The organism is Streptomyces sp. NPDC003034 (genome assembly GCF_053591375.1).
This window is the reverse complement of record NZ_JBSFTS010000013.1, coordinates 91464-109635: the sequence shown is the minus strand read 5'-3', so window position 1 is coordinate 109635 and position 18172 is coordinate 91464. Positions and strand designations below refer to the sequence as shown.

General features: G+C 72.7%; 19 protein-coding genes. 10 read left to right on the top strand and 9 right to left on the bottom strand.

The window, feature by feature from the left end; all coding sequences use genetic code 11:
• Position 1: 1 nt before the first annotated feature.
• The gene (locus tag ACWDX7_RS15930) at positions 2-811 is read left to right on the top strand and encodes a type III pantothenate kinase (protein ID WP_451491368.1); all 810 of its coding nucleotides are present in this window, start codon (positions 2-4) and stop codon (positions 809-811) included.
• Positions 812-841: 30 nt separating this feature from the next.
• Here the strand turns inward: ACWDX7_RS15930 and ACWDX7_RS15925 are convergent, their stop codons facing one another.
• Entirely contained in the window at positions 842-1063 is a 222-nt protein-coding gene (locus tag ACWDX7_RS15925) for a hypothetical protein (RefSeq protein ID WP_451491369.1), read from the bottom strand.
• A 93-nt stretch (positions 1064-1156) separates the two neighbouring features.
• Between ACWDX7_RS15925 and ACWDX7_RS15920 the strand changes: the two genes are divergently transcribed.
• Entirely contained in the window at positions 1157-2278 is a 1122-nt protein-coding gene (locus ACWDX7_RS15920) for a DUF5937 family protein (protein ID WP_451491370.1), read from the top strand.
• 240 nt (positions 2279-2518) lie between these two features.
• Positions 2519-4072, top strand: a complete 1554-nt coding sequence (locus ACWDX7_RS15915; protein WP_451491371.1) for a M28 family metallopeptidase — start codon at positions 2519-2521, stop codon at positions 4070-4072.
• A 216-nt stretch (positions 4073-4288) separates the two neighbouring features.
• On the opposite strand, the gene ACWDX7_RS15910 is transcribed toward ACWDX7_RS15915, so the two are convergent.
• Positions 4289-5299 carry an SAM-dependent methyltransferase gene (locus tag ACWDX7_RS15910; protein ID WP_451491372.1) on the bottom strand — a complete coding sequence of 337 codons (1011 nt, stop codon included), beginning with the start codon at positions 5297-5299 and terminating at the stop codon, positions 4289-4291.
• A gap of 106 nt (positions 5300-5405) precedes the next feature.
• On the opposite strand from ACWDX7_RS15910, the gene ACWDX7_RS15905 reads away from it, so the two are divergent.
• Together ACWDX7_RS15905 and ACWDX7_RS15900 are read left to right on the top strand one after the other, a co-directional pair.
• Complete coding sequence (locus ACWDX7_RS15905) at positions 5406-6605, top strand: sensor histidine kinase (RefSeq protein ID WP_451491373.1); 1200 nt, start codon at positions 5406-5408, stop codon at positions 6603-6605.
• A 50-nt stretch (positions 6606-6655) separates the two neighbouring features.
• The gene (locus ACWDX7_RS15900; RefSeq protein WP_451491374.1) at positions 6656-7324 is read left to right on the top strand and encodes a response regulator; all 669 of its coding nucleotides are present in this window, start codon (positions 6656-6658) and stop codon (positions 7322-7324) included.
• A gap of 31 nt (positions 7325-7355) precedes the next feature.
• Here the strand turns inward: ACWDX7_RS15900 and ACWDX7_RS15895 are convergent, their stop codons facing one another.
• Together ACWDX7_RS15895 and ACWDX7_RS15890 are read right to left on the bottom strand one after the other, a co-directional pair.
• Positions 7356-8642 carry a PH domain-containing protein gene (locus ACWDX7_RS15895; RefSeq protein ID WP_451491454.1) on the bottom strand — a complete coding sequence of 429 codons (1287 nt, stop codon included), beginning with the start codon at positions 8640-8642 and terminating at the stop codon, positions 7356-7358.
• Between the two features lie 206 nt (positions 8643-8848).
• Positions 8849-9340: a PH domain-containing protein gene (locus ACWDX7_RS15890; RefSeq protein WP_451491375.1), complete on the bottom strand. Its 492-nt coding sequence runs from the start codon at positions 9338-9340 to the stop codon at positions 8849-8851.
• A 94-nt stretch (positions 9341-9434) separates the two neighbouring features.
• Between ACWDX7_RS15890 and ACWDX7_RS15885 the strand changes: the two genes are divergently transcribed.
• The 3 genes from ACWDX7_RS15885 to ACWDX7_RS15875 all read left to right on the top strand — a co-directional run bounded on the left by ACWDX7_RS15885 (position 9435) and on the right by ACWDX7_RS15875 (position 11747).
• Positions 9435-10577 (top strand): NADH-quinone oxidoreductase subunit D, encoded by a 1143-nt coding sequence (locus tag ACWDX7_RS15885; protein ID WP_451491376.1) that lies wholly within the window; start codon positions 9435-9437, stop codon positions 10575-10577.
• A gap of 83 nt (positions 10578-10660) precedes the next feature.
• Positions 10661-11503: an arylamine N-acetyltransferase family protein gene (locus tag ACWDX7_RS15880; protein ID WP_451491377.1), complete on the top strand. Its 843-nt coding sequence runs from the start codon at positions 10661-10663 to the stop codon at positions 11501-11503.
• A gap of 28 nt (positions 11504-11531) precedes the next feature.
• Positions 11532-11747, top strand: a complete 216-nt coding sequence (locus ACWDX7_RS15875; protein WP_451491378.1) for a hypothetical protein — start codon at positions 11532-11534, stop codon at positions 11745-11747.
• A gap of 12 nt (positions 11748-11759) precedes the next feature.
• Here the strand turns inward: ACWDX7_RS15875 and ACWDX7_RS15870 are convergent, their stop codons facing one another.
• The gene (locus ACWDX7_RS15870; protein WP_451491379.1) at positions 11760-12584 is read right to left on the bottom strand and encodes a LysR substrate-binding domain-containing protein; all 825 of its coding nucleotides are present in this window, start codon (positions 12582-12584) and stop codon (positions 11760-11762) included.
• Positions 12585-12642: 58 nt separating this feature from the next.
• Here ACWDX7_RS15870 and ACWDX7_RS15865 point away from each other — a divergent pair, with 58 nt between their 5' ends.
• On the top strand, positions 12643-13038 hold the full coding sequence (locus tag ACWDX7_RS15865; protein WP_451491380.1) for a DUF5997 family protein: 396 nt from the start codon (positions 12643-12645) through the stop codon (positions 13036-13038).
• 310 nt (positions 13039-13348) lie between these two features.
• Here ACWDX7_RS15865 and ACWDX7_RS15860 read toward each other — a convergent pair whose 3' ends face one another.
• The 4 genes from ACWDX7_RS15860 to ACWDX7_RS15845 all read right to left on the bottom strand — a co-directional run bounded on the left by ACWDX7_RS15860 (position 13349) and on the right by ACWDX7_RS15845 (position 16977).
• Positions 13349-14410 carry a hypothetical protein gene (locus tag ACWDX7_RS15860; protein WP_451491381.1) on the bottom strand — a complete coding sequence of 354 codons (1062 nt, stop codon included), beginning with the start codon at positions 14408-14410 and terminating at the stop codon, positions 13349-13351.
• Positions 14411-14508: 98 nt separating this feature from the next.
• Positions 14509-15498, bottom strand: coding sequence for an ABC transporter substrate-binding protein (locus ACWDX7_RS15855; RefSeq protein WP_451491382.1), 990 nt, complete (start codon positions 15496-15498; stop codon positions 14509-14511).
• An 89-nt stretch (positions 15499-15587) separates the two neighbouring features.
• Positions 15588-16283: an ABC transporter permease gene (locus ACWDX7_RS15850; RefSeq protein ID WP_451491383.1), complete on the bottom strand. Its 696-nt coding sequence runs from the start codon at positions 16281-16283 to the stop codon at positions 15588-15590.
• Positions 16284-16287: 4 nt separating this feature from the next.
• Positions 16288-16977, bottom strand: coding sequence for an ABC transporter permease (locus tag ACWDX7_RS15845; protein WP_451491455.1), 690 nt, complete (start codon positions 16975-16977; stop codon positions 16288-16290).
• Between the two features lie 164 nt (positions 16978-17141).
• Between ACWDX7_RS15845 and ACWDX7_RS15840 the strand changes: the two genes are divergently transcribed.
• Complete coding sequence (locus ACWDX7_RS15840) at positions 17142-18104, top strand: ABC transporter ATP-binding protein (RefSeq protein ID WP_451491384.1); 963 nt, start codon at positions 17142-17144, stop codon at positions 18102-18104.
• The last annotated feature ends 68 nt before the right edge of the window (positions 18105-18172 follow it).

The window sequence follows — 18172 nt, the reverse complement described above, 5'->3', positions numbered from 1 at the left end:
GGTGCTCCTCACCATCGACGTAGGCAACACCCAGACCGTCCTGGGCCTGTTCGACGGTGACGAGGTCGTCGAGCACTGGCGCATCTCGACCGACCCGCGCCGCACGGCCGACGAGATGGCCGTGCTGATGCAGGGCCTGATGGGCATGCACCCGATGCTCGGCAACGAGCTGGGCGACGGGATCCACGGCATCGCGATCTGCTCGACGGTGCCGTCGGTCCTGCACGAGCTGCGCGAGGTCACCCGCCGGTACTACGGCGACGTGCCCGCGGTGCTCGTGGAGCCCGGCATCAAGACGGGCGTGCCGATCCTCATGGACAACCCGAAGGAGGTCGGCGCGGACCGCATCATCAACGCGGTCGCGGCGGTCGAGCTCTACGGGGGTCCGGCGATCGTGGTCGACTTCGGTACGGCGACCACCTTCGACGCGGTGTCCGCGAAGGGGGAGTACGTGGGCGGGGTGATCGCCCCGGGCATCGAGATCTCCATGGAGGCCCTCGGCGTACGCGGCGCCCAGCTGCGCAAGATCGAGCTGGCCCGCCCGCGCAACGTGATCGGCAAGTCCACGGTCGAGGCGATGCAGTCGGGCGTGCTGTACGGCTTCGCGGGCCAGGTCGACGGGGTCGTCACCCGCATGGCCAAGGAGCTGGCGGGCCCGGACGGGGAGCCGGACGACGTCCGCGTCATCGCCACCGGCGGGCTGGCCCCGATGGTCCTCGGAGAATCCTCGGTGATCGACGACCACGAACCCTGGCTGACCCTGATCGGGCTGCGGCTGGTCTACGAACGCAACGCGCCGAACTTCGCGTAGCGGGGGCGGGGGCGGGTCCGGGTGGGGCGGTCAGGACCCGCGGGTCCGGGCCGCCGCGCGCCCCAGGAGCCGGCGCAGGGCGGCCCGCCAGGGGTGGCGGGCCGGGCGGCCCTCCAGGACGGCCCGGAACTGCTCGTACGACCGCGCCGCCCGCAGCACGGCCAGATCGTCCCGCCCCGGCGGCGGAGGCATGGGAGCGCCCAGCCGGGACGCCCGGTAGGTGTCGAGGAGGTACTGCTCGATCGCGCTCATACCCCCAGCCTCACCCCGTCGGCGGCACCAGGCCAGGGCCACCGGCCACGGGGCACCGGTCCGGCCCGGATGGGGCCCCCGGAGAATGGGGCGATGAGCGTCACCATCGACATCGCCGGGCTCCCCACCGAGCGGATCACCTTCGCGCCCTCGCCGCTCGCGGAGCTCTGCATGGCGCTGCACGCCCTGTCCCAGCCCGCCCACCACCCCCGGCTCAGCTCCTGGACCACCGCCACCGCCGCCGGTCTCGATCCGTGCCTCGCGGACCGGCTGCTGGAGGCCGAGTTCATGTGGCGGAGCTCGTTCTCCGACATCTTCATGGCCTTCGCCCACGCCGGCGCGAGCGGGCTGCCGGCCGCGACCCTGGCCGAGGAGCTCGACGTACTCGACCGGATGGACGACGAGACGTTCGTGATGGCGGCCCTGGAGCACTGCTGGATGGCGCTGTACGACGAGGGCGGCGGACCCTCCCCGCTGACGGACCCCGCCGCCCGGGCCAAGGCGCTGGGGGCGGCCGCCGCCCGCGGACCCCGGCAGCTGGACTTCTCCGTGCGGCTGCTGGAGGATCCCGCCGCCGTCCGCGTCTGGCTGCGGCGACTCCTGGAGGACTGCGACGATGCCTTCTTCGCCGAGACCTGGAAGCGCGTGGAGCCGGGCCAGAGCGCCGACGCCCGGCACAAGACGCGGATGCTGCGCCACAAGGGGCTGGGGGCCACGCTGAAGGAGGTCTCCTCCGCGCTGAGCGTGGACGAGGGACTCACCACCATCACCGCCGACAAGATGGTCAACGGGTCGGCGACCGCCACCGATCCGCGCACAGGCGCCGGACTGGTCTTCATACCGACCCACTTCGGCTGGCCGCACCTGCTGGTGCTGCACGCACCGGGCTGGCGGCCGGTGGTGCACTATCCGCTCGGCTCCCCCGAACTGGCTTCCGGGTCCGGCTCGGTGGAGCTGCTCCGGCTGCGGATGGAGGCGCTGGCGCATCCGGTGCGGATGAAGCTGTGCCGGAGCGTGGCCCGGGCCCCGTACACGACGGGCGAACTGGCGACCCTGTACGGGATCACCGCGCCGGAGGTCTCCCGGCACCTGGCGGTGCTGAAGAAGGCCGGTCTGCTGCATACGCGCCGCCAGGGGCGTTATGTCCAGCACCAGTTGGACCTGGGCGCGGTCGCCCGGATCGGATCGGACTTCATCGAGGGCATCCTCCGTTAGGCGGACGGCCGTTCGGCACCGATATGCGGAATTCGTACACCGGAATCAGTGAAAACTCTGGTCAGAGCGGCCATCCGCTGTTTAACGTGCGTCCACCACTCCCGCGTACTGCGGACGGCGTACGCGGGGGCGTACTTCTTCCGCCCGTCTGCTCCTATTAGTCGTACTCATCCCGCTTGTCGCGCTCCTCGTACGCGTCTTGCCTCACCTATTCGCCGTGCTTGTCGTGGAAGGATCTTGATGCCCTCACGCCGTATAGCCGCCGCCACCGCCGCCCTGGCAGCCGCGGCCCTCGTCTCCCCGCTGCTGCTCGCCGGGCCCGCCGGCGCCACCGGGAGCCCGCAGAGCGACGCCGCCCGGGGTGATGCGCTCGCCAGGAAGCTGGTCAAGGAGGCGACCGGTAAGGGCGCCTACAACCACCTGAAGGTTTTCCAGTCGATCGCCGACTACAACAACGGCAACCGCGTGGCCGGCTCCAAGGGCCACGAGCAGTCCGCCCGGTACGTCGAGGCCGTGATGCGGGCCGCCGGCTACACGGTGACGAAGAACGAGTTCGACTTCGTGTACGTCGAGACGATCGCCGAGAAGCTCACGGTGAACGGCTCCGCCGGCCGCGACGTCCCCATCAAGCTGATGACGTACACCGCGAGCGGACCGGCGAACGGCGTGACGGCCCCCATCGCCGTCGCCCCGGTCGACGCGGACGGTACGAACGGCTGCGAGCCCGGCGACTTCGCCGCCGGCACCTTCACCGGCAAGATCGCCCTCGTCAAGCGCGGCGGCTGCCCCTTCGCCGCGAAGCAGGCCAACGCGGCGGCGGCCGGCGCGGTGGGAGCGATCATCTACAACAACACCGAGGGCGCCCTGAACGGCACCCTCGGCGACCCGAACGCGGGCAAGGTCCCGACCGGTGGCATCACCCAGGCGGACGGCGAGAAGCTCGCCGCCGACGCCGCGGCCGGCCCCGTCGAGGTCACCCTCGACATCCGGCAGCTGCGCGAGAACCGCAAGACGTACAACGTCATCGCGGAGACCCGCGGCGGCGACGCGGACAACACCGTCTTCCTCGGCGCGCACCTCGACTCGGTCGCGGCGGGCGCGGGCATCAACGACAACGGATCCGGCTCGGCCGGCATCCTCCAGGTCGCGCAGCGCCTCGCGAGCAGCCAGACGAAGGTCAAGAACAAGGTCAAGTTCGCCTGGTGGTCGGCGGAGGAGTTCGGCCTGCTCGGCTCCGAGGCGTACGTCGCCGGGCTGACGGACGTGCAGAAGAAGCAGATCAAGCTCTACCTGAACTTCGACATGATCGCCTCGCCGAACGCCGCGTACTTCGTCTACGACGGCGACGACTCGGACGGCACCGGCGCGGGCCCCGGCCCGGAGGGCTCCGCCCAGCTGGAGAAGGGGATCACCAGCTTCCTCGACTCGAAGAACATCCCGCACGAGGGCACCGACTTCTCGGGCCGCTCGGACTACGGCCCGTTCATCGAGGTGGGCATCCCGTCGGGCGGTACGTTCACGGGCGCCGAGGGCATCAAGACGGCGGCGCAGGCGGCCAAGTTCGGCGGCGAGGCGGGTGTCGCCTACGACGTCAACTACCACGGCGCGGGTGACGACATCACCAACATCGACCAGAAGGCGCTCGACATCAACGTCGACGTCATCGCGGACGCGGTCGGCCACTACGCGCACGACCTGGCCCCGCTGTCGCAGCCGGTCGTCTCCGTTCCGTCCGACGGCACGGGCAGCGGAGGCGGCCTGCACGAGGGCCACGACCACGACGTGACGGAGTAACCGGGCCCACCGACCGGGCGCGGCAGCGGCAGCGACCGCACCCGCCGAGGCCACCGGAGCGACCGGAGCGACCGGAGCGACCGGAGCGACCGGAGCGACCGGAGCCACGGATGCCAGACCGCCGGCGGGGCTGACACCAGCCCCGCCGGCTTCTCGCGTCACGGGGGCGGGGACGGCGCCGACCGGCTTGAAGGGGGTGTTTCTCGAAGACGCCCCCTAACCGCTCCCGTCCGGCCACGGTGCGATGCCCACCGACTGGACCAGCCAGCCGAAGTCCCCGAGGCCGCCGCGGGCCGTGAGTTCCGCCGCCTCGCCCGCCGCGGCGAGGGCGCGTACGTACGCGGCCGGGTCCGTCGACGCCAGCGCCAGCGGCGGGCGCGCACCGGACACGCCGAGGGCGGTCAGCGCCTCGCGCTGGGTCATCAGCCTCGCGCCCCCGCCCGGCCCGGCGCAGGCGTCCGCGCAGGCGGCGGCGCAGGCGTCCAGGGCCACATGGGCCGTCACGTCACAGCTGCCGTCCGGCACCGGCGGGACCTCCCGCCCCCCGCGAAAACCCGTCAGCGTGCCGTACGGGGGCCTCGTCCCCCGGGTGTGCGCGTAGTCCACCGCCACCGCCAGCCCCCGCTCCAGGGTCCGGGCGGCCGCCGCCCAGGCCTCGTCACGCGGGCGCCCGATCTCCGCACGGCCCCCGCCCGGCCACCACCGGTCCAGCCACATCCGGTCCGCGCCGTCCACGCGCTCGCCCCGGCTCTCCGTACCGTCCCGCGCGACCAGGACGTAGTGCCCGTCCTGCGCGACCTCCAGGGGGACGTTGTCCAGCCATTCGTTGGCGAAGAGGAGGCCTGTCGTCCGTTCGGGTGGGGCGCAGGCCCAGCGGATCCGCGGGTCGAGGCCGGGGGGCCGCTGCGCCCGCTCCACGGCGTACGGGCGCACCCGCGCGGCGATCTCCGGCTCCAGCGCGGCGAGGACCCCGGTCAGCAGCTCCCCCCGCCCGGCCCCCATGTCGACCAGGTCCAGCCGCCGCGGGTGCCCGAGCCGGCCGTCCACCCACCGCAGCAGCCGGGCCACGGCGCCCGCGTACAGCCGCGAGGCGTGCACCGACGTGCGGAAGTGCCCAGCGGGGCCCGGCCCGCCGGGACGTACGTAGAAGCCGCCCGGTCCGTACAGCGCGGCCTCCATCGCCGCCCGCCACCGGACCGGACCCGCGTCTTCGCCCTGAGCACTCATCACACGAAGGCTATGCTCAGCTCCACCTTGCGGAGTACACCCCCGGGCCACGGATCGCACCTGTGGTTGACTCCAGCACCTATCTTCCTTTCCTACTCTGGGTTACGTGCAGCGCCTCTACGACTTCCTCCGCAGACACCCGACGGGCGTCGACAGCTTCTGGGCTGTCCTCCTGTTCGGGTTCTCGATGATGAACGTGGCGGCCGCCGAAGTGAGCCCGGCCCTGCGGCTGGCCACCGTCCCCCTGGTGATCGCCCTCAGCGTGGCCGTGGCCCTGCGCCGCAAGTGGACGCAAGCGATGTTCTGGCTGGCCGTGGGGGCGGGCGTCTACCAGCTGGTCCTCGGGCTGGAGGCGCAGTTCTGCGACGTCGCCATGCTCGTGATGCTGTACACGGTCGCCGCGAGCGATGTCCCGCGCTGGGTCTCGCGCGCCGCCCTGGGCGTCGGGCTCCTGGCCTCCCCGCTCTACTTCCTGCGCTTCGGCGTGGACAAGGGCCTGGGGGCCGTGGAGAGCGCCCTTTTCGCCGCCTTCGTCGTGGTCCCCTTCGCCCTGGCCTGGGTGCTGGGCGACTCACTGCGCACCCGCCGGGCCTACTACGCCCAGCTGATCGAGCGGAACCAGCGGCTGGAGAAGGAGCGCGAGGCCCAGGCCAAGGTGGCCGTCGCCGCCGAGCGCGCCCGGATCGCCCGGGAGCTGCACGACGTCGTGGCGCACAACGTCTCGGTGATGGTGGTGCAGGCGGACGGCGCGGCGTACGTCATGGACGTGGCCCCCGAGCAGGCCAAGGAGGCCCTCCAGACCATCTCCGGCACCGGCCGCCAGGCGCTCGCCGAGATGCGCCGGCTGCTCGGCGTACTGCGCACCGGCGAGCCCCAGGAGTCCGAGGACTACGTACCGCAGCCGGACGTCGAACAGATCGAGGTCCTGGTCGAGCAGGTACGGGCGGCCGGCCTCCCGGTGGACTTCGAGGTGGAGGGCGCCCCCCGGCGGCTGCCCAGCGGCGTGGAGCTGACGGCGTACCGCATCGTGCAGGAGGCGCTGACGAACACGCGCAAACACGGCGGCCCGGATGCGCGGGCCAGCGTCCGGCTGGTCTACTTCGACGACGGGCTCGGTCTCCTCATCGAGGACGACGGCCGGGGCGCGGCCCACGAACTGTACGAGGACGGCGGCGCGGACGGCGCCGGACACGGCCTGATCGGCATGCGCGAGCGCATCGGCATGGTCGGCGGCACCCTGGACGCGGGCCCCCGCCCGGGCGGCGGCTTCCGGATCAGCGCCCTGCTCCCCCTCAAGAAGACCTGACGAAGACCTGCCGAAGAACCGACGAAGAACCGACGAGGACGAGGTAACCGATGTCCATCCGCGTGATGCTGGTCGACGACCAGGTGCTGCTGCGCACCGGCTTCCGGATGGTGCTCGCCGCGCAGCCGGACATGGAGGTCGTCGCCGAGGCCGGCAACGGCCTGGAGGCGCTGGAGGTGCTGCGGGCCACGAAGGTGGACGTGGTGCTGATGGACGTCCGGATGCCGAAGCTCGACGGGGTCGAGGCCACGCGGCGGATCTGCGAGCCGCCGGAACATCCGAAGGTCATCATCCTGACCACCTTCGACCTGGACGAATACGCCTTCTCGGGTCTGAAGGCCGGCGCGAGCGGCTTCATGCTGAAGGACGTCCCGCCGGGCGAGCTGCTCTCCGCCATCCGCTCCGTGCACAGCGGTGACGCCGTCGTCGCCCCCTCCACGACGCGGCGGCTGCTGGACCGCTTCGCCCCGATGCTGCCGTCGAGCGCGCAGGAGCCGCAGAACAAGGAGGTCGAGCGGCTGACCGAGCGCGAGCGCGAGGTGATGCTGCTGGTGGCGCAGGGCCTGTCGAACGGTGAGATCGCCGCCCGGCTGGTGCTCTCCGAGGCGACCGTGAAGACCCACGTCGGCCGGATCCTGACGAAGCTGGGCCTGCGCGACCGCGTCCAGGTGGTGGTCCTCGCGTACGAGACGGGCCTGGTCCGCGCCGGCGGGCGCTGACCCCCTGCGGACGCCGGCCCCCGCGCCCGCGTCAGGTCATCCAGCGGTCCGGTCGGGCCGCCGCCCGTGAGGTGCGGGAGCGGGCCGCCTGGGCCGGCAGCAGCTCGGCGGCTTCGGCCGCCGACCGCAGGCGGGCCGTGACCGTGCCGTTCGCGCCGGTGTCGACGTGGACGTCGGCCACGCCGCGGGCGCGTTCCCAGGGGCCCTGGCTGAGCCGGACGCTCTGGACCTTGGCGTGCGGGACGATCTCCGTACGGCGGCACAGGCGTCCGCGCCGGGCCGCGAACACGTCCGGGGAGACGGCGAGGCCGTAGCCCTTCCACCACACCGGGACCACCCACCGCGACCCCGCCCGCGGGGACGGCGCGAAGGTGAGGCCGGCCAGGTCCACACCCGGCAGGACCCGCGCGACCACCGCGTAGGCCGCCGCCCGCGTGGCCACCGGCACCAGGACGTCGTTCTTCGAGCCGGCCACCGCGAGCTCCACCCGGACCCAGCCGCGCCGCCGCCACAGCAGCGGCTCCACGATCCGTACGGTCTGCACGCGCCCCGGCGGCACGGTCTCGTGGGCCCGGTCCAGCAGTCCGTGGTCCAGGCGCAGCCCGTCCGGGGACTCGGCCACCGTCCAGTCGTACTCGGCGAGGAAGCGGCCCGCGGTGCCCGCCCAGACCGCGCCGAGGACGGGGAGCAGCGTCACGGCGGCCGCCCACAGGTTCTCGCTGAGCCACCACACGACCGCCGGCCCGATGAGCCCGCTGATCAGCGCGGTCCAGACGCCGAGGCTGAGCAGCAGCGATACGGCGAGGTCGCGCGGGCGCACGCGCAGCAGTTCCCGTTCGGGCGCCTCGCCCAGTTGAACCGCCTCGGCCGGGGCGAAACCGGCCGCGCGGGCCAGGAGTTCGGCGCGCAGGGCGACCGCCTCCTTCTCGCCGAGGAAGGCCAGTTCGTCCTTGTCCTCGGTTCCGATGACGTCCAGCCGCAGTTTGGCGACCCCGACCAGCCGCGCCAGCAGCGGCCGGGTGACGTCCACCGCCTGGATGCGGTCCAGCCGGATGTGCGCGGTGCGGCGGAAGAGCACGCCGCTGCGGATGCGCAGCTCGGTGTCGGTCACGGCGTAGTGCATGACCCACCAGCTGAGGAATCCGTACAGGCCGAAGACCAGGACCAGCCCCGCCAGCCCGGCGGCGCGGAACAGGGCGGACAGGTCCGCTATCCACTCCCCCACCTTGTCGCCCTGCTGGGCGATCACTCCGACGGTCGCCGCGATCGGCACCCAGGCGCGGCGCAGCGGAGTGAAGGGGTGCAGCCGGCTCTCCATGACGACCGACTGCCCGCCACCTTGCCCCACAACGGGCGGGGCGTAGATCGGCGGCGCACCGATCGGCGTGCCGGGCTCCGTACCGGATTCCGTGGCGGGAACCCGCGCGGCCCCGCCCGGGGAACCGCCCGGCGAACCGCCCGGGGAACCGCTCGGGGATTCGCCCACGGGCTCCCTGTCGCGCACGGGTTCGGTCACCGGGTCGCTCACAGGCCCGCGGACCTTGCCTGGCCCAGCTCGGTGAGCCGGTCGCGCAGCCGCTCCGCCTCGGCCGGCACCAGCCCCGGGATCTTGGCGTCCGTCGCCGCGGCCGCCGTGTGCAGCTGTACCGAGGCCAGCCCGAAGCGCCGCTCCAGCGGGCCCGAGGTCACCTCGACCAGCTGCATCCGCCCGTACGGGACGACCGTCTCCTCCCGCCACAGCACACCGCGGCTGATCAGCAGGTCGTCAGCGCGTTCGGCGTAGCGCCAGGAGCGCCAGTTGCGGCCGAGCAGCACCCAGCCCCAGCCCAGGACCGCCAGCCAGAAGGCGCCGAGGGCCGCCCACGCCGGTCCGGCCGTCAGCCCCGCCACCACCCCGGTCACGACGGCGAACAGCGTCATCCAGATCACCAGCAGCAGCCGCCGCAGGGTGAGCAGCCCGCCCGGCAGCCCGACCCACTCGGTCCGGCCCGTCCCGCCCGATGTCCCCGTTTCCATACGTCCACCCTAGGGCGTGCCTTTCGGATCTTGCCGGGCCCGCGTTGCCCGGCCTGGGCGCCACCCCGGGCCCCGCGGCTGAGACAATGCCAGCATGACGGAGACCACGGTCGGCATCGGCGGTGCGGCGGAGAGCACCGACATGGTGCTCAACATCGGACCCCAGCACCCTTCCACGCACGGCGTGCTGCGCCTGCGCCTCGTCCTGGACGGCGAGCGGATCGTCAGCGCCGAGCCGGTCGTCGGATACATGCACCGCGGTGCGGAGAAGCTCTTCGAGGCGCGCGACTACCGCCAGATCGTGATGCTCGCGAACCGCCATGACTGGCTGTCCGCCTTCTCGAACGAGCTCGGCGTGGTCATGGCGGTCGAGCGGATGCTCGGCATGGAGGTCCCCGAGCGGGCCGTGTGGATGCGGACGCTGCTGGCCGAGCTGAACCGGGTGCTGAACCACCTGATGTTCCTGGGCTCCTACCCCCTCGAACTGGGCGGAATCACCCCGATCTTCCACGCGTTCCGCGAGCGCGAGGAGATCCAGGCCGTCATGGAGGAGATCTCCGGCGGCCGTATCCACTACATGTTCAACCGCGTCGGCGGCCTCAAGGAGGACCTCCCGGCCGGCTGGCTCGGCCGGGCGCGCGCCGCGATCGCGGACGTCCGCACCCGCATGGACGTGTACGACAAGCTGGTCCACGGGAACGAGATCTTCCGCGGCCGCACGCGGGGCGTCGGCGTCCTGTCCGCCGAGGCGGTGCACGCGTACGGGGTCTCCGGCCCCATCGCCCGCGCCTCCGGCGTCGACTTCGACCTGCGCCGCGACGAGCCGTACCTGGCCTACGGCGAGCTCCAGGACGTCCTCAAGGTGGTCACCCGCACCGAGGGCGACTGCCTGGCCCGTTTCGAAGTCCTGCTGGACCAGACGCACAACGCGCTCGACCTCGCCGTCGCCTGCCTGGACCGGATGGCGCAGCTGCCGCCGGGGCCGGTCAACCAGCGCCTGCCCAAGGTCCTGAAGGCGCCCGAGGGCCACACGTACGCCTGGACGGAGAACCCCCTCGGCGTCAACGGCTACTACCTCGTCTCCAAGGGCGAGAAGACCCCGTACCGGCTGAAGCTGCGCAGCGCCTCGTACAACAACATCCAGGCCCTGGCGGTGCTGCTGCCGGGGCAGCTCGTCGCGGACATGGTGGCGATCCTCGGCTCGCTGTTCTTCGTGGTCGGCGACATCGACAAGTAGCCTTCCCGTAGGCGCGGTTCACCCGGATCAGCGGATGTGCCAGGACCGGTCGGCACGGCGCGGTCGCGCCCTAGGGTGAGCGCATGACCTCTGGCATATTCGACGGCTATCTGCGGCGCCTCGGCATCACCGATCCCGGTTCCCCCTCCACCGAGGCGCTCTTCGCCCTCCAGCGGGCCCACCTGGAGCGCGTCCCGTACGAGAACATCGAGATCCACCTCGGCCGGCCGCCCGGCATCGACCCGGAGCTGTCGGTACGGCGCTTCGCCGCCGGGCGCGGCGGCTACTGCTTCCACCTCAACGGGGCCTTCGCCGCGCTCCTCGGCCACCTCGGCTACGACGTCACCCGCCACCTCGGCGGCGTGTACGAGGAGGCCGACGCGCTGGGCGTCAACGGAAACCACCTCGCGCTGACCGTGAGGGTCGACTCGGCCGCCTACCTCGTGGACGTGGGGCTCGGCGACGGGCCGTTCGACCCCCTGCCCCTGCGCGAGGGCGACTACGAGGAGGGCGGCTTCTCCTACCACCTGGAACCGTTGGCGGGCCCGGAGCCCGGCTGGACCTACCGCAACGCCGGCGGCCCCTTCCCCGTGATGAACTTCTGGTCCGCGCCCGCCTCGATGGACGACTTCGCGGCGGAACACCTGCACCTGTCCACCGCCGAGGACTCGCCCTTCATCCGGACGCTGGCCCTGCTGCGCCGCGACGCGGACGGCCTCGACGTGCTGCGCGGCCGGGTGCTGTCCCGGATCGATCCGGCGAAGGGGACGAGCAAGCGGGAGCTGACCACGCCGGAGGAGTTCTACGAGGTCGTCGGCGGCCTCTTCGGGCGGGAGCTCGACGACCTCACCCCGGTGGACCGCTCCGCGCTGTGGGCCCGCGTCTGCCGGGCCGACGAGGCGTGGAGGGCCGGCCAGGAGGGCTGATGTCGGTGCGGCAGGGCAGACTTGGGGCATGTCCCACTCCCCCCGCCGGGCCTGCCCCGCCTGCGGCCGCGACTGCGCCGTCACCGCCGGCCGGATCGCCCGCCACGACCCTCCCGCCGGACGGGGCCGCGGTGATCTGGTGTCCTGCCCGGGCTCCCGGGCCCGGGTGGTGCTCGGCGCGTCGACGCCGACGCTGGACGGCTACGTCCTGCCCGAGCACCCCGGACAGCTCCCGCTGTTCTAGGCCTGTTCGGTCCTACCGGCCGCGCGGCTTCCCCCGCTTGGCGCCGCCCTTGGGGCCGCCCTTGGCGCCGCCTTTGGCAGCCCCCTTCGCGCCGCCCGAACCGCCGCGGGCGCCCTTCCCGGCCGCCTGGCCGCCCGCCTTGCCCGCCGCCTTTCCGGCCGCCGGCTTCTGCCGCGCGCCACCACCCGTACCGGCGCGCCCGCCCTTGGGCTGCGGGGGCGTCGGCGGGCGGCCGCGGGTGCTGTTGACGGTGCGGCCGCGGACGATCCCGATGAACTCCTCCACCAGGTCGGTGGTCTCCTCCTCGGGCCACGACAGGGCGACGCGCGACTCGGGGGCGTCCGACAGCGGCCGGTAGGTGAGGTCCCTGCGGTGGTACAGGCGGGCCAGCGACTGCGGCACGACGAGGACCCCGATCCCGGCCGCCACCAGCTCCACGGCGTCCTCCGTCGTGGCGGGGCGCTCGATCGCGGGCCGCCCCGGCAGGTGCTCCCAGGTGAGGGTGTCGTCGAGGGGGTGCAGCACGATCTCGTCGGCCAGATCCGCGGTGGACACCTCTTCGACGGCCGCCACGACGTGGTCCTTGGGGACCACGACCACGGTCGTCTCGGTGTACAGGGGGATCGCGCTGAGGTCCGTACGGTCCACCGGCAGCCGCAGGAAACCGGCGTCGGCGCCACCGCCGCGCAGCAGCCCGGCCGCTTCCGCGGCGGGCACCGCCACGAGGGTCAGCGGGACGCCCGGCAGCCGCTCGTTCCAGATCCGCACCCACTTCGTGGGCGTCACGCCCGGGACGTACGCGAGCCGGAACGAAGGGGATACTTCCGAGCCTGTCACGTGGCCAGGTTACCGGTCGTGGTCGGCACGCTCGCACACGCTCGATACCCTTGGCACCATGACGTCGCACCAGACCACCCAGACGATGAAGCCCGCCACGGCTGCCAAGAAGCTGGGTGTGTACCTAGAGGCCACCCCCGCCGAGTTCCAGGAGGGTGTCATCTCGCGCGCCGAGCTGAACGCCCTCCAGGCCGATCCCCCGGAGTGGCTGCAGGAGCTGCGGCGCAACGGCCCCCACCCCCGGCCCGTGGTCGCGTCGAAGCTCGGCATCTCCATCGCGGGTCTCGCCCGTGGCGGAATCACCGAGCCCCTCACCACCGAGCAGATCGAGGCCCTGAAGGCCGAGTCTCCCGAGTGGCTCCAGAAGGAGCGCGCCACGCAGGCCGAGGTCCGCAAGGAAGCGGTGCGCATCAAGGAGATGAAGGAAAAGAAGGCACAGGAAAAGGACGCCTAGGGGGCCGGGGCCACCTCCCCGGCGGCCGACCCCTACGACCCCTACGAGCGCTGCGCCGGGCCCCCGCCGCCCAGCAGGTCGATCAGCCGCGAGCTGCTGTCGGCGCGGAAGCCCGCAAAATGCACCCTCGTGGCGGGCCGCCACCTGGCCCGGCTCATCTCCGCCGACCGGGGCTTCCCCGACGCGCCCCCTGCAGTGGCCTGAGGGCTGTCGGGCGTAACCCCGGAGGACGGGGTTCTGGCGCAGGCCGAGCTAGGCCTGTCCGGGCGAGACAACGCGGCCTGATCCACGAAGATCGCCCGGACAGGACCTACGAGATCGCGGTGCGGAGCCGGACCACCTCGGCCGGTTCCGTCTCGTCGTGGGCCGTCAGGTCGATGACCTGGCCACCCGGTTCACGGGCTTCGGGGCTCTGCGGGGCTTCCTCGCCCTCCGGGCTCTCGGGCGCCGCAGGCTCCGTGGCCTCCGCGCCGCGCGCCGGTTCGGCGGGGGGCCGGCCCGACTCCTCCGCCTTGTGGGCCGCGAGGGCCTCCTCGCCCACCACGTCGGCCAGGTCCTCGTTCTGGACCGCCTCGATGGCCGCACGGGCCCGCGCCGCGTTCTGCGTACCGAAGAAGTCGAAGCCGCCCTCGACACGCGAGGCCGTACGCCGCTGGGACGCGTACGGGGCCACCGCGGCCGGGGGCCGGCGCGCCGGGACCGCTGCCGCGGGAGCGCCGCCGATCGCGGGGCGCCCGCGGCCGTCGGCCGCGGTGAGCGCCGCAGGGGTCGCGGGCAGCGCCGCCTTGCGGGCCAGCTCCCGCAGCGCCGCGTGCGCGCGGGCGTAGCCGACCGGGGTCGGCGCGCCCGCTGAGGTGCGCTCCGGGGAGACCGCCGGCAGTTCCTTCGGCGCGGGGGCCGGGGTCGCGGAGGCCTCGATGGCCAGCAGCCGCCGGCCTTCCAGCGCGCTGGCGCGCTCGGTCTCGGCCGTCGCGTACCGCCTCAGCAGCGCCGCGTGTTCGCCGCGCAGCCCGGCCAGTTCGACCCGCTTGGCGCGCAGCTTGGTGTCGAGCTTGGCGCGCAGGGCGCGCGCCTCCTCCAGCTCGGATTCGAGCTCGGCTATCCGCTCGTCCGTCTTCCACTCGTCTCTGATCCGCTCGCGCGCGAGCTCCGCCACCCGGCGGCCCGCCGAGCGGTCCCAGGCGCGCATCACGACGGCCCCGGTGACACCGGACGCCGCCGCGAGGGAGACGAGCAGGCGCAGGGCAGTACCGTCGTCGGGCCCCGCGAGCAGCCAGGCCGCGACGGCACTGGTCAGGGAGACACCGGCGACGGTCGTCGGCGTGAGCAGCCGGTGCAGAGGTTCGGGATTGCGGTGGCGTCCACGGGGCATGGCTTGAAATTTACAGGGCGTGGACGGCGAGTGGGGTAACTGCCCGGCAATCTCTTCCCGGACAGTTACCCGTCATTTCTCCATCAATCGCGTAGCCGCTACTTCTTCAGCAGTCCCTTGGACTCCAGGTAAGCCTTCGCGACGTCAGCCGGCTTGGCGCGCTCCGCGTCCACCTTGCGGTTCAGGCCCACCAGATCGGCCGTCGTGAGCACCTTGGTGAGCTTCTCCAGGGCCGCGGCGACCTCCGAGGCGCCCGCCTCCCGCGCGTTGACGACCGGCAGCACGTTGTCCGCGTTCTGGAGCTTCTTGTCGTCCTCCAGCAGGATCAGGCCGAAACCGTCGAGGGTGGCGTCCGTGGTCGTGGTCAGGACGAGCTGGTCCGCGCCGTCCTTGACCGCCTGCTTGGACTGCGGGGTGCCGACGCCCTTCGGGTCAATACCGGAAACGTCGATTCCGTATGTCTTCTTCAATCCCGGTGCGCAGTACGGGCGGACGGCGCATTCGTCACCTGCCGCGATCTTCACCTTCAGTCCGGACTTGCCAAGATCGGAAAGCGTCCTGAGGTTGTTCTTCTCGGCGAATTCCCTGCTCACCGCGAAAGCGTTCTGGTCGACCGCCTCCCCCGCCGGCAGGGCCTTCAGTCCGAGCGGCGCCGCGAGCTTCTCCAGCGCCGCCACCGTCGCGGCGACATCGCTCGACGCGACCGGCTTCGCCTCCGCCGCCTGCGGGCCGTTCACCTTCGCGTTGAGGAACTCCGCGAGGGTGGCCGCGTACTCGGGGACGACGTCGATCTCGCCCTTCTCCAGCGACGGTTCGTACAGCTCGCGGTTGCTGACGGTCTTGACCGACGTGCCGTAGCCGGCGTCCTTGAGCAGCTGCGCGTACAGCTCGGCCAGTACGTTGGACTCGGTGAAACCGGCCGCGCCGATCACCAGACTTCCCTTGGCCCCCGCGCCGGAGGCGGAGGGAGCGGACGACGAGCCGCCCTCCTTGCTCTTCTCCAGGCTCTCGCCGGCGCACGCGGCCAGTGACACCGTCAGGGCCAGGGCGCCCAGGGACGCGCCGAGGGCGCGCGTGGTCTTGCTCATGGGGGTACTCCGTTCAAGGCGATGGACAGGACCGTTGGACAGGAATCCGCGGGGACGCCGCTCAGCGGCGCGGCGCTCACAGCACACCCTCAGAGGGGCGGCAGGCCGCGGGAGGGCGTCGCGCGGGACGCGGTCCGCGGCAGCAGCCGGTCCGCCACCACCAGGGCGCCCTCCACCAGCAGGGCCAGCGCCGCCACGAGCAGGGCTCCCGCGACGACCTGCGCGGTGTTGTACGTGTTGAAGCCGGCGGTGATGATCCGGCCCAGGCCGCCCTGGCCGACCATCGCCGCGATCGTGGCCGTGGCGATGACCTGGACGGCGCCGGAGCGCAGCCCCGTCATCACGAGGGCGCGCGCGAGCGGCAGTTCGACCCGCCAGAAGAGCTGGACGCCGGACATCCCCATGCCGCGCGCCGCCTCCACGACCGAACGGTCGACCTCGCGCATGCCCACATACGCGTTGGTCAGCAGCGGAGGTACGGCGAACAGCACCAGCGCGGCGATGGTGGGCAGATGGCCCGCGTTGCGCAGCGGCGAGACCATGAACAGCGCCAGCACCGCGAAGACGGGGACGGCCCGGCCGGCGTTGGACACATTCACCGCGAGCGCGCCGCCCCTGCCGAGGTGGCCGAGCCACAGGCCGAGCGGCAGCGCCACCGCGCAGGCGATTCCGAGGGCGGTGCCGCTCACGTACGCGTGCTCGGCCAGCCGGTGCCAGACGCCGCTCTCGCCCGACCAGTTGGCGCCGTCGGCCAGCCACTCCCATGCCCCTGCCAGCACTCCCACGGCCTCAGGCCCCCTTCCCGGAGCGGGTGGCGGCCCGGGTCCACGGCATGAGGAGCCGCTCGGCGCCCAGCAGCAGCACATCGGCCACGAGGGCGAGCAGCACGCACAGCACGGAGGCGGTGAGCACCTGCGCCTTGAAGGAGCTGCTGACGGCGGGCGCGATGAGATTGCCGAGCCCGCCCTTGCCGACGATGGACCCGACCGTGGTCAGCGCGACCGTCGAGACGGTGGCGATCCGCACGCCGGCGAGCACCGCGGGCAGCGCCAGCGGCAGTTCGACCTGCCACAGCAGCCGCCGCGGGCCGTACCCCATGCCCCGCGCGGCCTCCCGGACCTCCTCGGGGACGGCTTCCAGCCCGGCCAGCACATTGCGGACCAGGATGGTCAGCGAATACAGCACCAGGCCGGTCACCACGAGCGACGCCGAGAGGCCGAACACCGGCAGCAGCAGGGAGAACATGGCGAGCGAGGGGATCGTGTAGAGCAAGGTGGTGAGGCCCAGCACGGGCGCCGCCCAGCGGCGGCCCCGGCGGGCCAGCAGGGCCAGCGGAACCGCCACGAGGAGACCGATCAGGACCGATACGCCGGTGATCCAGACGTGTTCGAGGGTGGCGTCGGTGAGCTCCCGGGAGCGGGAAGTGACGTACTCCCAGCAAATCCAGTCGTTCGCCACCAGGCAGTTCTGCCCGGCCATGCCCCCCACCCCCTCATCGAACACGCGTTCCTCCGACCGCACGGTCTTGCGACGACACGGCCGAGAGCGACCCTATCCCCCGGCACCGACAATGCCCGGAAGGCTTCGCGGGCGGCCGGCGCACCCTTCGCGAAACCCGGGGGCCCGTACGGAAGGATGGGCCCGTGATCCGATTCGAGCACGTGACCAAGAGCTATCCCGACGGGACGACCGCCGTCGAGGACCTGTCCTTCGAGGTGGCGGAGGGCGAACTGGTCACGCTCGTCGGGCCGTCCGGCTGCGGCAAGACCACCACCATGAAGATGGTCAACCGGCTGATCGAGCCGACCTCGGGCCGGATCCTGCTCGGCGGCGAGGACATCGCCGCCGCCGACCCGGTCGAGCTGCGCCGCCGCATCGGCTACGTCATCCAGCAGGTGGGACTGTTCCCGCACAGGACGGTGCTGGAGAACACCGCGACCGTCCCGCAGCTGATCGGCACCCCGAAGGCCAAGGCCCGCGCCCGGGCGGCCGAGCTGCTCGAACTGGTGGGCCTGGACCCGGCCGTCTACGGGGGCCGGTACCCGGAGCAGCTGTCCGGCGGGCAGCGCCAGCGCGTCGGCGTGGCCCGCGCCCTCGCCGCCGATCCGCCGGTGCTGCTGATGGACGAGCCCTTCGGCGCCGTGGACCCGGTAGTGCGCGAGCGGCTGCAGAACGAGTTCCTGACGCTGCAGAAGACGGTGCGCAAAACGATTCTCCTGGTGACGCACGACCTGGAGGAGGCCATCCGGCTCGGCGACCGCATCGCGGTCTACGGGGCGGGCACCATCGAGCAGTTCGCCCGCCCGGCCGCGGTGCTCGGCGCGCCGGCCACCGCGTACGTGGCCTCCTTCGTCGGCGCCGACCGGGGGCTCAAGCGGCTCGCCGTCACCCCGGTCGGGGCTGCCGACCTCGCCGCGGCGGACGGGCGGGCTCCGGCCGCCGCGGTACCCCTGGGGGCGACGCTGCGCGAAGCCCTCTCCGCCCTGCTCCAGCAGGACTCCGGGCGGATCGGGGTCACGGACCCGGACTCCGGCGCGCTGGTCGGCGTACTGACCCCGGAGGGCGTGCACCGGGCGCTGCGCCGGGCCGGGCTCCAGGAGGCTTAACAGGCGAGGACCCGGCTCCCAGAACCGCAACGCGCAGGAGCCCGGCTCCAGGAGGCGCAACGCGCAAG